General features: G+C 69.3%; 15 protein-coding genes. 7 read left to right on the top strand and 8 right to left on the bottom strand.

The features are described 5' to 3' along the window. Nucleotides 1–118: 118 nt before the first annotated feature. Entirely contained in the window at nt 119–3,814 is a 3,696-nt protein-coding gene (locus DEU36_RS12915; RefSeq protein ID WP_183045398.1) for a multifunctional oxoglutarate decarboxylase/oxoglutarate dehydrogenase thiamine pyrophosphate-binding subunit/dihydrolipoyllysine-residue succinyltransferase subunit, read from the top strand. Between the two features lie 109 nt (nt 3,815–3,923). Here the strand turns inward: DEU36_RS12915 and DEU36_RS12910 are convergent, their stop codons facing one another. Further along, entirely contained in the window at nt 3,924–4,172 is a 249-nt protein-coding gene (locus DEU36_RS12910) for a zf-HC2 domain-containing protein (RefSeq protein WP_120264746.1), read from the bottom strand. After that, on the bottom strand, nt 4,169–4,822 hold the full coding sequence (locus DEU36_RS12905) for a sigma-70 family RNA polymerase sigma factor (protein ID WP_120264745.1): 654 nt from the start codon (nt 4,820–4,822) through the stop codon (nt 4,169–4,171). The genes DEU36_RS12910 and DEU36_RS12905 overlap by 4 nt, the downstream gene beginning before the upstream one ends. A gap of 67 nt (nt 4,823–4,889) precedes the next feature. Between DEU36_RS12905 and aroA the strand changes: the two genes are divergently transcribed. Genes aroA through bcp form a run of 3 tightly spaced genes read left to right on the top strand, consistent with a single transcriptional unit; the run spans nt 4,890 to nt 7,773 of the window. Next, a complete protein-coding gene (gene aroA / locus DEU36_RS12900; RefSeq protein ID WP_120264744.1) occupies nt 4,890–6,233 on the top strand; it encodes a 3-phosphoshikimate 1-carboxyvinyltransferase in 1,344 nt (447 codons plus the stop codon). Further along, a complete protein-coding gene (gene rsgA, locus DEU36_RS12895) occupies nt 6,230–7,309 on the top strand; it encodes a ribosome small subunit-dependent GTPase A (RefSeq protein ID WP_120264743.1) in 1,080 nt (359 codons plus the stop codon). Before aroA ends, rsgA begins: the two co-directional genes overlap by 4 nt. Then, nucleotides 7,306–7,773, top strand: coding sequence for a thioredoxin-dependent thiol peroxidase (bcp, locus tag DEU36_RS12890; protein ID WP_120264742.1), 468 nt, complete (start codon nt 7,306–7,308; stop codon nt 7,771–7,773). The genes rsgA and bcp overlap by 4 nt, the downstream gene beginning before the upstream one ends. Nucleotides 7,774–7,828: 55 nt before the next feature. On the opposite strand, the gene DEU36_RS12885 is transcribed toward bcp, so the two are convergent. Further along, entirely contained in the window at nt 7,829–8,215 is a 387-nt protein-coding gene (locus DEU36_RS12885; protein ID WP_120264741.1) for a histidine kinase, read from the bottom strand. Between the two features lie 221 nt (nt 8,216–8,436). Between DEU36_RS12885 and DEU36_RS12880 the strand changes: the two genes are divergently transcribed. After that, nucleotides 8,437–8,685, top strand: a complete 249-nt coding sequence (locus DEU36_RS12880) for a WhiB family transcriptional regulator (protein WP_023955350.1) — start codon at nt 8,437–8,439, stop codon at nt 8,683–8,685. Nucleotides 8,686–8,725: 40 nt separating this feature from the next. Here the strand turns inward: DEU36_RS12880 and DEU36_RS12875 are convergent, their stop codons facing one another. Genes DEU36_RS12875 through DEU36_RS12865 form a run of 3 tightly spaced genes read right to left on the bottom strand, consistent with a single transcriptional unit; the run spans nt 8,726 to nt 12,081 of the window. Further along, nucleotides 8,726–10,219 (bottom strand): sensor histidine kinase, encoded by a 1,494-nt coding sequence (locus DEU36_RS12875; protein WP_120265160.1) that lies wholly within the window; start codon nt 10,217–10,219, stop codon nt 8,726–8,728. Between the two features lie 9 nt (nt 10,220–10,228). Continuing rightward, entirely contained in the window at nt 10,229–11,455 is a 1,227-nt protein-coding gene (locus tag DEU36_RS12870) for a hypothetical protein (RefSeq protein WP_120264740.1), read from the bottom strand. After that, nucleotides 11,455–12,081, bottom strand: a complete 627-nt coding sequence (locus DEU36_RS12865; protein ID WP_120264739.1) for an SAF domain-containing protein — start codon at nt 12,079–12,081, stop codon at nt 11,455–11,457. The genes DEU36_RS12870 and DEU36_RS12865 overlap by 1 nt, the downstream gene beginning before the upstream one ends. A gap of 98 nt (nt 12,082–12,179) precedes the next feature. Between DEU36_RS12865 and DEU36_RS12860 the strand changes: the two genes are divergently transcribed. Next, nucleotides 12,180–12,452 (top strand): helix-turn-helix domain-containing protein, encoded by a 273-nt coding sequence (locus DEU36_RS12860; protein ID WP_120264738.1) that lies wholly within the window; start codon nt 12,180–12,182, stop codon nt 12,450–12,452. 4 nt (nt 12,453–12,456) lie between these two features. On the opposite strand, the gene DEU36_RS12855 is transcribed toward DEU36_RS12860, so the two are convergent. After that, on the bottom strand, nt 12,457–13,038 hold the full coding sequence (locus DEU36_RS12855) for a hypothetical protein (RefSeq protein WP_120264737.1): 582 nt from the start codon (nt 13,036–13,038) through the stop codon (nt 12,457–12,459). A 131-nt stretch (nt 13,039–13,169) separates the two neighbouring features. Between DEU36_RS12855 and DEU36_RS12850 the strand changes: the two genes are divergently transcribed. Next, on the top strand, nt 13,170–13,610 hold the full coding sequence (locus DEU36_RS12850) for an Rv3235 family protein (RefSeq protein WP_120264736.1): 441 nt from the start codon (nt 13,170–13,172) through the stop codon (nt 13,608–13,610). Nucleotides 13,611–13,635: 25 nt separating this feature from the next. Here DEU36_RS12850 and DEU36_RS12845 read toward each other — a convergent pair whose 3' ends face one another. Continuing rightward, nucleotides 13,636–14,859: a pyridoxal phosphate-dependent aminotransferase gene (locus tag DEU36_RS12845; protein WP_120264735.1), complete on the bottom strand. Its 1,224-nt coding sequence runs from the start codon at nt 14,857–14,859 to the stop codon at nt 13,636–13,638. Nucleotides 14,860–14,881: the final 22 nt, after the last annotated feature.

Raw genomic sequence — 14,881 nt, 5'->3', positions numbered from 1 at the left:
ACCACGGATGCTGTGGCGGCATCCGGTCCGTTGATCTGGGCTACCCTAGGAGACTGTGCGCGGCGGCGGACCACCGCCGTGAGAACTGATCTTCACCGATGAAAGCAGGCGATCTGCCGTGTCCAGCCAGGCGACCGGAATCGGAACCTCGAACGACGGCGAGTTCGGGGCGAACGAATGGCTCGTCGCGGAACTGTACGAACAGTTCCGCGAAGACAAGAACTCGGTGGACAAGGAGTGGTGGCCGACGCTCGAGGCCTACGCCGCTCACGTGAGCGGCGCCAGCGCGAAGCCCGCCGCATCCGCTCCGTCGCAGCCCGCGGCCGCTCAGCCCGCCACGACATCCCACCCGGTGACGGCGCCCGTGCCGACTGTCGGCTCGCAGCCGGTCGCCCGCACGACGGCGCGGCCCGCGGCCGCTCAGCCCGTGCCCGCGCAGGCCCCGACGACGCCCGCCGCCGAGGTCGAGCAACGTGAAGACGTCGTGACCCCGCTTCGCGGGATGCCCAAGACCCTCGCGGCGAACATGGACGACTCGCTCACGGTGCCCACCGCGACGAGCGTGCGCACGATCCCCGCGAAGCTGATGATCGACAACCGCATCGTCATCAACAACCACATGTCGCGCACGCGCGGCGGCAAGATCAGCTTCACCCACCTCATCGGCTGGGCGCTCATCCAGGCTCTCAAGGCCTTCCCGAGCCAGAACGTCTCGTACGCCGAAGTCGACGGCAAGCCCTCGGTCATCGCGCACGCGCACGTCGGTCTCGGCATCGCGATCGACCTCCCCAAGCCCGACGGCACCCGCGCGCTCATGGTGCCGAGCATCAAGCGCGCCGAGTCGCTCAGTTTCACCGAGTACCTCTCGGCCTATGAGGACCTGGTCACCCGCGCTCGCAAGAACAAGCTGACGGCAGCGGACTTCCAGGGCACGACGATCTCGCTGACGAACCCCGGCGGCATCGGAACGGTGCACTCCGTCCCGCGCCTCATGCGCGGCCAGGGCAGCATCATCGGCGCCGGCGCCCTCGACTACCCGGCCGAGTTCCAGGGCTCGAGCGAGAAGACGCTGGTCAACCTCGGCATCGGCAAGACCATCACGTTGACGAGCACGTACGACCACCGCGTCATCCAGGGTGCCGGCTCGGGCGAGTTCCTGAAGACGGTGCACGAGCTGCTGATCGGCAAGAACGGCTTCTACGACGAGATCTTCGCCGCACTGCGCATCCCCTACGCGCCCATCCAGTGGTCGACCGACATCAACGTCGACCTCGCCGAGCGCGTCGACAAGACCGCCCGTGTTCAGGAACTCATCAACTCCTACCGGGTGCGCGGCCATCTCATGGCCGACATCGACCCGCTCGAGTACCGCCAGCGCACGCACCCCGACCTCGAGATCGAGCAGCACGGCCTGACGTTCTGGGACCTCGATCGCGAGTTCGTCACCGGAGGTTTCGGCAGCAAGCGGGTCATGAAGCTGCGTGAGATCCTCGGCGTCCTGCGCGACTCGTATTGCCGCACGATCGGCATCGAGTACATGCACATCCAGGACCCCGATCAGCGCAAGTGGTTCCAGGACAACGTCGAGGTGAAGTACCAGAAGCCCGGCCACGCCGAGCAGCTGCGCATCCTCGGCAAGCTGAACCAGGCCGAGGCGTTCGAGACCTTCCTGCAGACGAAGTTCGTGGGTCAGAAGCGCTTCAGCCTCGAGGGCGGCGAGTCGCTGATCCCGCTGCTCGACGAGATCCTCCAGGGTGCCGCTCGCACCGGGCTCGAGGGGGCCGCGATCGGCATGGCTCACCGCGGCCGCCTCAACGTGCTGACGAACATCGCCGGCAAGACGTACGGCCAGGTCTTCCGCGAGTTCGAGGGTTCCGTCGCCATCGGCTCGAAGAGCGGCTCGGGCGACGTGAAGTACCACCTCGGCACCGAGGGCACCTTCGTCGGTGACGAGGGCGATGAGCTTCCGGTCTACCTCGCGGCCAACCCCTCGCACCTCGAGACCGTCGACGGCGTGCTCGAGGGCATCGTCCGCGCCAAGCAGGACCGCGGCCCGATCGCGTCGTTCTCGTGGCTCCCGATCCTCGTGCACGGCGATGCGGCCTTCGCCGGCCAGGGCGTCGTGGTCGAGACCCTGCAGATGTCGCAGTTGCGCGGATACCGCACGGGCGGCACCGTCCACGTCGTGGTGAACAACCAGGTGGGATTCACCACGCTCCCGCTCGACGCCCGCAGCTCGGTGTATGCGACCGACGTCGCCAAGACCATCCAGGCGCCGATCTTCCACGTCAACGGCGACGACCCCGAGGCCGTCGTGCACGTCGCGCAGCTCGCCTTCCGCTACCGCCAGGAGTTCAAGCGCGACGTCGTCATCGACCTCGTCTGCTACCGCCGCCGCGGCCACAACGAGGGCGATGACCCCTCGATGACCCAGCCCCTCATGACGAACCTCATCGAGGCGAAGCGCTCGGTCCGCCGGCTCTACACCGAGTCGCTGGTCGGACGCGGCGACATCACCGAGGAAGAGTACGAGCAGGCCAAGCGCGACTTCCAGGACCGCCTCGAGGTCGCGTTCGCCGAGACGCACGCCGCCGAAACCGGCGCCTCCGGCCCGGTGGGTCTGTCGGGGCCGATCGATCAGGCCGTCGGCGCGCCCGAGACGACGGGTGTCGGCGAAGACGTCATCCGCCAGATCGGCGACGCGTTCGTCAACGCCCCTGAAGGCTTCACGGTGCACGGCAAGCTCAAGCAGCTGCTCGACAAGCGCCACGACATGAGCCGCAACGGCAACATCGACTGGGCGATGGGTGAGCTCTTCGCCTTCGGGTCGCTGCTGATGGAGGGCACGAACGTCCGCCTCGCCGGCCAGGACGCCCGTCGCGGCACGTTCGTGCAGCGCCACGCGGTCCTCCACGACCGCTCGAATGGCCAGGAGTGGCTGCCGCTCGCGAATCTCTCCGAGAACCAGGGCCGCTTCTACGTCTACGACTCGCTGCTGAGCGAGTACGCGGCGATGGCCTTCGAGTACGGATACTCGGTCGAGCGTGCCGATTCGCTCGTGCTGTGGGAGGCGCAGTTCGGCGACTTCGCCAACGGCGCCCAGTCGGTCATCGACGAGTTCATCTCGTCGGCCGAGCAGAAGTGGGCGCAGCAGTCGGGTGTCGTCCTGCTGCTCCCCCACGGCTACGAGGGCCAGGGGCCGGACCACTCGTCGGCCCGCATCGAGCGCTACCTGCAGATGTGCGCCCAGGACAACATGACGGTCGCTCGCCCGTCGACGCCCGCGTCGTACTTCCACCTGCTCCGTCGCCAGGCGTACGCACGCCCGCGCCGTCCGCTCGTCGTGTTCACCCCGAAGGCGATGCTGCGCCTGCGCGGCGCGACGAGCCCGGTCGAGGACTTCCAGAACGGCAAGTTCGAGCCCGTCATCGACGACATCGCGATCACCGACAAGAGCGCCGTCAAGCGGGTGCTGTTGCACTCGGGCAAGATCCACTGGGATCTGAAGTCCGAGCTCGACAAGAAGCCGAACCCGGCCATCGCGCTCGTGCGTCTCGAGCAGTTCTATCCCGCGCCGGTCGACGAGCTCAAGGCTGTCCTCGCGGGCTACCCGAACGCCGAGGTCGTCTGGGTCCAGGACGAGCCCGAGAACCAGGGTGCGTGGCCGTTCATCGCGCTCGAGGCCTCCGCCAAGCTCGACGGACGCGCCGTTCGCGGCATCACCCGACCCGCCGCCGCATCGACGGCCACCGGCTCACCGAAGGTGCATGCGGTCGAGCAGGCGAAGCTCATCGAGCAGGCGCTCACGCTCTGAGACGGTGACAGCGCAGAAGGGGCAGACGTGACGGACGTCTGCCCCTTCCAGCTTTTCGCCCCGTGCTCTCGTGCCGTCTCAGCCGGTCAGCAGAGCCACACGGGCGGACTCAGGCGTGCGCGGCCTCCTGGGCCTGCCGCAGCCGCGCCAGCACCTGGTCGCGGAGCTCCTCGGGAGCAGACTCCCGGCAGGCGCGGGCCACCACCTCGGTGAGCGTGCGCGAGACCAGAGCCTCGTCACGACATGCCGGGCACGATTCCAGGTGCTCGCGGATGTCGGAATGCTCGGTCTTGCAGACCTCGTTGCGCAGGTACTCTTCCAGATCGCGTCGCGCCTTCTCGCAGCCGCAGTCACTCATTTCTTGCTCCTCGTGGGGGGCGTCGCGATGCCCCGCTCTTTCGCGTAGTCGGCCAGCAGGTCACGCAGCAGTCGTCTGCCACGGTGCAGACGACTCATGACCGTGCCGATGGGGGTTTTCATGATGTCGGCGATCTCCTGGTAGGCGAATCCCTCGACGTCGGCGAGGTACACCGCCAGCCGGAAATCCTCGGGGATCGACTGCAGGGCATCCTTCACCGCGGATGCCGGCATGTGGTCGATCGCTTCGGCCTCGGCCGAGCGGCTGCTGGATGCGGTGGTCGATTCCGCTCCGCCCAGCTGCCAGTCCTCGAGGTCGTCGATGGTGCCCTGGTAGGGCTCCCGCTGCTTCTTGCGGTAGGTGTTGATGTACGTGTTCGTCAGGATCCGGTACAGCCACGCCTTGAGGTTCGTGCCCTGCGTGAACGACGACCACGAGGCGAACGCCTTGACGAACGTCTCCTGCACGAGATCCGCCGCGTCGGCGGGATTGCGCGTCATACGCATGGCCGCGGCGTAAAGCTGGTCCATGAACGGGAGCGCCTGCTCCTCGAACTGCACGCTCGGATCGGTGACCGCTTGCTCTTCCATCAGCGGCCAGTCTACGTGGGCGTCCCACGGCACGACGGTGGGATCGGCGAGTGCGATCATGGACTCCCTTCCCTCGGTAGGACCAACGACCTCGACAGAACGAGGGCGTTCGATACTGTGGAAACCCATGAGCACAGCCGCGTATTCCCCCCGTCCCGCCGACATCGGCGCGCCGTGGCGCGCTCCCGTCGCCGATGCCCCTGTCCGAGCCGAGGTCGCCGTCCCCGGATCGAAGTCGATCACCAATCGTGAGCTGGTGCTGTCTGCCCTCGCCGAAACACCTTCGCGGCTCATCGCGCCCCTCCATTCCGACGACTCCGCGCGCATGATCGATGCGCTGCGCGCGCTCGGTGCTCACATCGAAGCGGTCCCCGGCGACGGACGGTTCGGTCCCGACCTCATCGTGACCCCGTTCGGCGAAAGCCCCGTCGACGCCGTCGTCGACTGCGGCCAGGCAGGCACCGTGATGCGCTTCGTCACGCCCCTGGCGGGCCTCGCCCGCGGGGAGGTCACCGTGACGGCGCACGAGAGCGCCCTGCACCGGCCCATGGCGGAGATGATCCGTAGCCTCCGCGAGCTCGGTGTCGACATCGACGACGGCGGCCGTTGGACCCTGCCGTTCCTCGTGCACGGGCATGGGCACGTGCGCGGCGGCGAGGTCACGATCGATGCGAGCGGGTCCAGCCAGTTCGTCTCGGGCCTGCTGCTGGCCGCGCCTCGCTTCGATGTGGGCCTCCGACTCGTGCACGACGGCCACCGCCTGCCGAGCCTGCCCCACATCGACATGACGGTCGAGTCACTCGGCCACCGCGGCGTCGTCGTCGAACGCCCGAACGAACGCGAGTGGCTCGTGCCGGCCGGTCCGTTGCGCGGCAAGGAGCTCACGATCGAGCCCGACCTCTCCAACGCGGCCCCGTTCCTCGCCGCGGCCGTCCTCACCGGCGGCCGTGTGACCGTGCCCCACTGGCCCGTGCACTCCACTCAGCCCGGTGCCCTGCTCGTCGACATCCTGACGGAGATGGGCGCTCGGGTGACGCGCCGCAGCGGCGTCCTCGCCGTCACCGGAACCGGTGAGATCCGCGGAGTCGACCTCGACCTCTCTGCCGCGAGCGAGCTGACACCGTCGCTCTTCGCGCTCGCGGCCTTCGCTGACTCGCCGAGCACGCTGCACGGGATCGGCCACATCCGTGGGCATGAGACCGACCGGATCGCTGCTCTGGTCGGCAACCTGCGAGCACTCGGAGGTTCGGCGGAGGAGCTCGAGGACGGCATCCGGATCACACCCGCGCCGCTGCGTGGCGGGCTCTGGCGAGCCCACCACGACCACCGCATGGCGACCGCGGGCGCGATCATCGGTCTTCGCGTGCCGGGGGTCGAGGTCGACGACATCGGCACCACCGCCAAGACGATGCCGGAGTTCCCCGAGCTGTGGGCCGAGATGCTCGCAGACAATGCGCGGGTCGACGGGTGAGCTGGCTCGGCGGCGACGACGACCTCGACGAGGAGTACGACGAGTCCGACATCCGGATGCGTCCGAACCCCAAAGCGAATCGGCCCCGCACGAAGCGCCGCCCCGCGCACAGCGATGCGCAGGTGGCGCGCGTCGTGGGTGTCGACCGCGGTCGGTACACGGTGCTCATCGACGAGGACGGCGACGACGAGCACACGACCCTGGCGGTGCGGGCTCGGGAGCTGCGGAAGCAGCCGATCGTCAGCGGTGACCGAGCACGCGTGGTCGGAGACGTGTCGGGCGACGAGGGCACTCTCGGACGCATCGTCGGCATCGAACCGCGCACGACGCTGCTGCGCCGCAGCGCCGACGACACCGATCAGGTCGAACGGATCGTCGTGGCGAACGCCGACCAGATGGTCATCGTCGTGGCGGCGGCCGACCCCGAGCCGCGCCCGCGGCTGGTCGACCGCTACCTCATCGCGGCCCTCGACGCCGGCATCCATCCGATGCTCGTCGTCACCAAGACCGACCTCGCCGACCCCTCGACGTTCCTCGCTCACTTCGAGGGGGTCGACGGCCTCGAAGTCCTCACGAGCGGACGCGGACGGATGCCGGTCGACGAACTCGGCGCGAAGCTCGTGGGTCATGCGACGGTGTTCGTCGGCCACTCGGGTGTCGGCAAGTCCACCCTCGTGAACGCGCTGGTGCCGACGGCTGCCCGGGCGACCGGGCACGTCAACGAGGTCACCGGACGCGGTCGCCACACATCGAGCTCCACCGTCTCGCTGCGCTACCGCGGACCTGAGGGCCGCGGTTGGGTCATCGACACGCCCGGCGTGCGGTCGTTCGGACTCGGGCACGTCGATCCCGCCAACATCCTCGCCGCTTTCACCGACCTCGCCGCCGTCGCCGAAGAATGCCCGCGCGGATGCACGCATCTTCCCGACGCACCCGACTGCGCGATCATCGAGGCTGTCGCGGCGGGCCGACTCGGCGAACGCGGACCGGCACGTCTCGACTCGCTGCAGCGCCTGCTCGGCACGTTCTCTGCCGGCGTCGACCCGGCCGTGCGGCGTTCTAGGCTGGAATCATGACGCGTCTGGAACCGGGCGATCCCGCCCCCGAATTCACCCTCGACGACCAGGACGGCTCGACGCTCTCGCTGTCGGACCTGCGCGGACGGCGCACGGTCGTCTTCTTCTATCCCGCCGCCATGACACCCGGGTGCACGCGCGAGGCATGCGACTTCCGCGACAGCGTCGACTCCTTGCGCGCCGCAGGGATCGAGGTGATCGGGATCTCGCGCGACGACGAGGCCAAGCTCCGCCGCTTCCGTGAGCAGGAGCAGCTGACCTACCCGCTGCTGAGCGATCCCGACCACGCCGTGCACGAGGCGTACGGCGCGTGGGGCGAGAAGAAGAACTACGGCAAGACCGTCGAGGGCGTCATCCGATCGACCTTCGTCATCGACGCGGACGGTCGCATCGAGCACGCGCTCTACAACGTCAAGGCCACCGGCCACGTCGCGCGCGTGCGCGCCCTGCTCGGTCTGGACTGAAGCGCTCTCGTCGCCCGTCGCGGTGGCAGGACTCGCGGTGGCAGGACTCGCGGTGTCAGGATTCGCCGCGATCGCGCGCTGCGCGCCGCGTAGCGGCCACGAGCATCACGAAACCGACGATGCCCGGCACCGCGATGAGCACCGCCGTTCCCGGGTCGGCGTACTGGCCCGTGGCCGCACCGAGCGCGACGGCCAGGATCAGCAGCTGCGCGACGATGCCTCCCGAGCGGCCCCAGGAGATCCGTCGCCACACCGAGACCGCGAATGCGGCGAGCGCCACCGCCCCGACCGCCGTCAACACGATCAGCGCCACGGAGCTCGGCACGTCGATCGTGTCGCCGCTCACGAGAGCGACGATCTCCCACCCGACGACCGCGAGGAGCGCCAGGGCCTCGGCCGCGAGCACGGCTCCCGCGAGGCGTTCGACAGCAGAGGAAGCCATGGCATCCGACCTTCGATCCAGGCCGCGCAATGCCGGTATTCACGGCCCGGCGGCGAGCAAATCCACAGTTCACCCTTGATTCATCTGTCCGGGCTATGGGACGATAGATCAAGCCGTGTGCTCCCACAGCGAAGTGGGGCGAGCATCCGCTCGCACACTTATCCAGGGTAACGGACTACCCGAGTCCGGCCCGACAGAATCACCACCCCAAGGAGCACCACATGGATTGGCGCGACAAGTCTGCCTGCCTGACCGTCGACCCCGAACTCTTCTTCCCCGTGGGCAACACCGGCCCCGCCGTCGACCAGATCGAGAAGGCGAAGGCGGTCTGCGCCCGTTGCACCGTCACGGAGATCTGCCTGCAGTACGCCCTCGAGACCGGCCAGGACTCGGGCGTCTGGGGAGGCCTCTCCGAGGATGAGCGCCGTGCGCTGAAGCGCCGCGCTGCGCGCGCACGTCGCGCCTCCTGAGCCGCGCAGCCCTCCTGACCGCCGGACGCGCTCGTCGCACTCAGCCCGCGTCGCGCTCGATGTAACGCAGCGGGATGTCGATGGTCACCTCGGTGCCGCTCCCGACGAGCGTGTGCCAGTCGATCGTCCCGCTGAGTTCGCCCTGGATGAGCGTCCGGACGATCTGCGTGCCGAGGCCGCGCCCGACCTGACCCTCCGGCAACCCGCTGCCCGAATCGCGGACCTTGACCTCGAGGCGCTCCGCCGAACGCTCGGCGACGATCTCGACGTCACCCTCCGTGCCGGCGAGACCGTGCTCGACCGCGTTCGTCACGAGCTCGGTGAGAGCGAGCGCGAGTGGCGTGGCGTACTCGCTCGGCAGCGTTCCGAAACGGCCGGTCGATCGCGTCCGGGCGCGCGTGTTGGGCGCTGCCGCCACCTCGGCGACGAGCTTGAGGACGCGCGCGAAGACCTCGTCGAAATCGACGTTCTGCGCGAGCCCCTCCGAGAGGGTGTCGTGGACGACGGCGATGGCCGACACACGCCGCATCGCCTGGGTGAGAGCGTCGCGGGCTTCCTCGGAATGCGTGCGACGCGCCTGGATCCGCAGCAGCGACGCGACCGTCTGCAGGTTGTTCTTCACGCGGTGGTGGATCTCGCGGATCGTCGCATCCTTGGTGATGAGCTCCTGCTCCTGGTGCCGGATCTCGCTGACGTCGCGGCACAGCACGATGGCACCGATGCGCGTACCGTGGTCGCGCAGCGGAATGGTCCGCAACGACACCGTCACCCCGCGTGCCTCGATGTCGGCCCGCCACGGGGCACGCCCGGCCATCACGATAGGCAGCGACTCGTCGAACTCGCGCTTGCTGGGGAGGATCGCGGTCGCGACCTCGATGAGTGGCTCACCCTCGAGCTCATCCTCGAAGCCCAGCCGATTGAAGGCCGACAGCGCGTTCGGGCTAGCGAAGGTCGTCATGCCATCGACGTCGAGCCGGATGAGTCCGTCCGATGCCCGCGGCGCGCCGCGCCGCGGGGCGGTCGGGGCGTTGAGGTCGGGGAAGTCCGACGACGCGACCATCCCGAACAAATCGTCCGCGCAGTCGTTGAACGTGATCTGCTGGCGCGACGGTGTGCGCGCCTCACCGAGATTCGTGTGCCGCGTGAGCACTCCGACGACGTGCGCCGGTCGCCCCTCCGCGGCCCGCTCCCGCACGATGGGGACCGCGCGCACGCGCGTGGGGGTCTCCTCGAACCAGTCGGGCGACGCGGAATCGACGATGCGCGCCTGGGTGAAGGCATCCTTCACCTGCGTGCGCCATTGCGGCCGCACCCGGTCGCCGACGATGTCTCGATAGAACAACGTCGCCGCTCCCCCGGGCCGCGTGTGCGCCACGGCGATGAACGAGTCGTCGGCCGTGGGCACCCAGATGACGATGTCGGCGAACGCGAGGTCGGCCAACAGCTGCCCATCGCCCGCGAGGCGGTGGAGCCACTCGACGTCGGCGTCGGTGGAGAGTCCTTGAGCATGGACGAGATCGCTGAGGGTCGACACCATTCCAGACTAGGGGGCCGACCTCACTGGCGCCGCCCGCCCCGTCACACGCTGCCGCCGGAGCTGGGCGGGGGTGGACGGCGTCGGCGGGGCGATCGCCTCGCCGACGAACCGGCGAACTGCCGCGGGGAGCGGCCCCCGCCCGTTGCCCTCTCCGATGGGGCGCGCCGCGAGGAGCGCGGCGTCCGCGGCACGCGGTTCCCAGGGAACGAACCAGCATCGCTCGATGCCCGCGTATCGCTCGAAGCTGCGGCGGATCTGACCTCGTGGATCGATCCCGAGTGGCCCGCCGCGCAGTTTGTTGACCACGACATGCACCGGTACGGCCCCGACCGTCGCCCGCAGGTCGGGATATGCCCGCAGGAATCGGGAGAGCCCGACGGGGTCGGCAGCGGCGACGGCGACGACCAGGTCGGCTGATTCGAGCGCCGCGAGCGTGGCCCCATTACGTCGCGGGCCGTCGAGATCGCTGACGATCTCTTCGTCGCGTTCGAGAGATGCCGAGACGTCGACGAACACGTCGTCGACCCACTCACGACAGGTCGCCAAGGTGCGCATGACGCGGCCCGACCCGAGCTCGGGCCAGCGTGTCGTGCGATTGATCCCCGTCAGGACCTCGACGGCACCGGCCGGCTCGGCGATACGGGTCAGCTCGGCCGGGGTCAGCTCGCCCCGAGATGCCCGTCGGCAGGCCGCCGCGAGCCCTGGCCCCTCGTCGGGGATGCCCAGCGCGATGGCGACCGACGGAGCATGGGTGTCCGCGTCGGCGAGCGCGACGCGGCGCCCATCCCGAGCCGTCTCCCGGGCGAGCTCGATCGCGAGCGTCGTGCGCCCCGGCGCACCGGCCGCGCCCCACACGACGATCACCCGGCCTCGCGATCGGCCGCGCGGTCGCGGAGACGGGAGGGCGGTCACGGCGTCCAGGGCATCCACGTCGGCATCGACGACCGCGACACCGAGGACCTCCGCGAACCGGCGCTCGGAAGGATCCCGAGCCCAGGCGACGATCCGCGTCGCCGCGCGATCGCACAGCTCGACGACCTCGCGGGTGAGCCAGGCCCGGGATGCAGCGAGCACCACGACATCCGCCTCGGCCAGGGCCTCGGTCGCACCTGAGCCCTCGCGCGCTACGCCGACCATCACGTCGGGGGCGAGCACCGCGACCTCCGTATGGCCGCCGGCACGCAGTCGTTCGACGAAAGGCCCGGCATCCGGGATCGCGACCACGACGCGCATCAGCGGTCCCCACCCGCAGCAGGAATCACGGAGAGGGCGTCTCCCGCGCCGATCGCGGCAAGCAGGGCGCCGACATCCGCCCGGGGCACGACCAACTCGACGGCGGCGGAGCGCTGCTGCGCGACGAGGCCGTCACTGCTCTGCAGGGCTCGCACCGTCGCGTCCGCGACGAGGATGCGGGGGTCGGCGAACACACCGCGCTCGCGCTCAGCTGCGCTCCACACCTCCACCCGGGTTCCCGCCGAGACCGAGCCCGGCACGGCGTTCGTCGTCTGTACGACGATCGTCGTCGCAGCCAGCTGATCGGGCGACGCCACAGCGCCGCGCGGCACCAGCTCGCCCGCGGGTATCGTCCGGGCGGCGACGGCGCCGGGCTCGAGCGTGCCCGGAGCCGCGTAGATCTCGTCGGCCGCCCCGAGTGCCACCTCCACGACGCGCAGATCGTCCGCCTCGACGGGCTCGCCGACGACGATCGTGCGTGCTGCGCTGAGAACGGTCGAGGTCTGGCGGGCAGCCGACACGACCGACCACACGCCGGCGATGGAGATCAGCACCAGCACGATGCCGATGATGACGCGTGCGTCGGCCCGGCGGAGGCGTCTGCGGAGTGACGTGCGTACGACCATGCCACCATCGTGGGCGAACCGACGCGCGGACGTTCTCGGTTCTCCACAGGGGTGTCAAGGGCACGACGCGGCGACGTGAGCGTGCAGATAATGGACGCATGCCCGCCACGCCCGACAGTGCGCGCTTCCTCACCCCGTCCCAGGTCGCAGAGATGCTGCAGATCGAGGTCGACGAGGTGATCGCGCTCGTCCACGAGGGCCGGCTGGTCGGCGCGAAGGTGGGAACGCCGTCTCGGTGGCGGATCGAGTCGGCGAGCGTCGAAGACTACCTCGACGCCCAGGTCGAAGATGCTCGTCGCGCGGCGCTATGGCAGCAATCGCAGATCGCGAGCTTTCCCGAGCTGTGGGGTCGGCGGCGCCGAAGCGATTGATCCCTCACCCGTTTCCGCCGTCGAGATGCACGGTCTGCAGCGCCGGATAGGCGATCATGCGATGACCCGTGACGGCGCTCGTCCGCCGGTGCTCCCCCGCACCGTGGAGCGCGAGATCGAGGTGGTCCGCGCCGGCGCGGTCGATGGTGCCCGTCCAGGTCGCGTTCCCCGCAACCGCGATGCGGACGCCGACGCGACGACGCGCGAGGTCGCGCAGGACGAACCCGAGTGTCATGCGTTCCGCGAGCGCCGGGCGGCGTCCGGACGGACGGGCGCTGCGGAGCAGGTCGGATTCCGCAGCCGCGACCGAGGCTACTGCCGCGAGCGGCACGACTGCGGCGCGCAGCCCGGCGGCGCTCTCGATGCCGACCCAGTCGGCACCGGCTCCCGTCACACGTCCGCGCACAGCATCGGCGGCGACGACATCGATCGCGACCTCGGTGCCGACCAGCTCGGCGACGCGTTCACGCAGCGTGAGCCGAGAGAGGCGCAACCGCTCGGCCTCGGTGTCGAGCGCCGCCCGCTCGGCCTCCCATTCGGAGTCCAGCTGGTGTTCGAGATCCTCGAAGAAGCGCTGCCATCGCACGCGACGAGGCTATCGGCGGCATAGCGGGCCGGGGTGAGTTGTCCACAGGTTGGAGGATTCTCATCCGGCCAGATTCGGCAGTGTGTTGTACTCGTCGGCGTTGGCAGAGCCGAGGGAAGGAGGTGCGCACGATGACGTCCGTGAACGCCGACGAGCCGCGTCGATACCCGCGTATCGGGTCGTCGCTCGACATCGCCGAGTTCTTCGCGGCGCAGCCGACGCCGACGTCGGATCTCCCCGATCCCGAGCCGTTGGCACGCAACCTGACCAGGGGTGTGCTCGAGGTGCTCGCCGGAGTACGCGAGGTCGAGCAGCTCGCGCGGTGGCTGAGCGAGGACGCCTTCCGCGTGCTCGTGACGCGCGCGAACCTCGCGGCGCGGGCGCGCAGCGCACGGCAGGTGACGCCGGCGCGGCCGGTCTACTCGATCGTCTCGGTGCGGACGTGCGAGCCGGCGGACGGGGTCGTCGAGGGCACGGTGGTCGTCACCACCCCGCACCGGACGCGCGCTGTCGCACTCCGACTCGAGGGGCTCGACGGCCGGTGGCGTGCGACGTCGCTCGCCCTGCTGTGATCGGCGCCCGCGTGCCCTCCCCGCATCACTGCTTGTAGGACGAGAGGAAGTTGCCCAGCCTCTCGATCGCCTCGGTCAGGACCCGCGCCTCGGGCAGCGTGACGATGCGCAGGTGATCGGGGTCCGGCCAGTTGAAGCCGGTGCCCTGCACGAGCAGCACATGCTCCGCGACGAGGAAGTCGTAGACGAGCTTGCCGTCGTCGTGGATGTCATACACCTCGGGATCGAGGCGGGGGAAGGCGTACAGCGCTCCCTCGGGCTTGTGGCACGTGACGCCCGGAATGCTCTCCAGGCCCTGCCACGCGGCATCCCGCTGCTCGTGCAACCTCCCCGTCGGTGCGATGAGCGCCTCGATCGACTGCACACCCGACAGCGCCGCCTGCACCGCGAACTGTGCCGGCACGTTCGGGCACAGACGCGTCGAGGCGAGCAACTGGATGCCTTCGAGGAAGCCCTTCGCGTGCGCCTTCGGGCCGGTGATGACGAGCCAGCCCGACCGGTATCCGGCCACGCGGTACGTCTTGGAGAGCCCATTGAAGGTCAGGCAGAGCAGATCGGGAGCGAGCGTCGCCAGCGGGATGTGGCTCGCCTCGTCGTAGAGGATCCGGTCGTAGATCTCATCCGAGAGCAGCAGCAGCGAGTGCTCGCGCGCGATCTGGACGATGCCCTCGAGCACCTCCCGGCTGTACACGGCACCGGTGGGGTTGTTCGGGTTGATGACGACGATGGCCTTCGTCTGCGGAGTCACCTTCGAGCGGATGTCCTCGAGGTCGGGCTCCCAGCCCTGGCTCGCATCGCACAGGTAGTGAACGGGCTTACCTCCCCCGAGGCTCGTCATCGCCGTCCACAGTGGATAGTCCGGCGCGGGGATGAGCACTTCGTCGCCCTCATCGAGCAGCGCCTGCATCGTCATCGTGATCAACTCGGAAACGCCGTTGCCGAGGTAGACGTCATCGGGGTCGACGTGAGGGAACCCCGGAACCTCCTCATAGCGCGACACGACGGCGCGCCTCGCGGACAGGATGCCGCGACTGTCGCTGTATCCGTGCGCGTTGGGCACCGACTCGATCATGTCTCGCACGATCTGGAAGGGCGCCTCGAACCCGAAGATCGCGGGGTTGCCGGTGTTCAGCTTGAGCACCCGGTGCCCGTCGGCCTCGAGTCGGTCGGCCTCGGCCAGGGCGCTGCCACGGATCTCGTAGAGGACGTCCTTGAGCTTCGATGACTGATCGAGGGTACGGCGGTTCATCCGATCAGGATATCCGGGGGTC

This window comes from Microbacterium sp. AG238, assembly GCF_003610405.1.
GTDB lineage: Bacteria > Actinomycetota > Actinomycetes > Actinomycetales > Microbacteriaceae > Microbacterium.
This window is presented reverse-complemented; position numbering and strand designations above follow the sequence as displayed.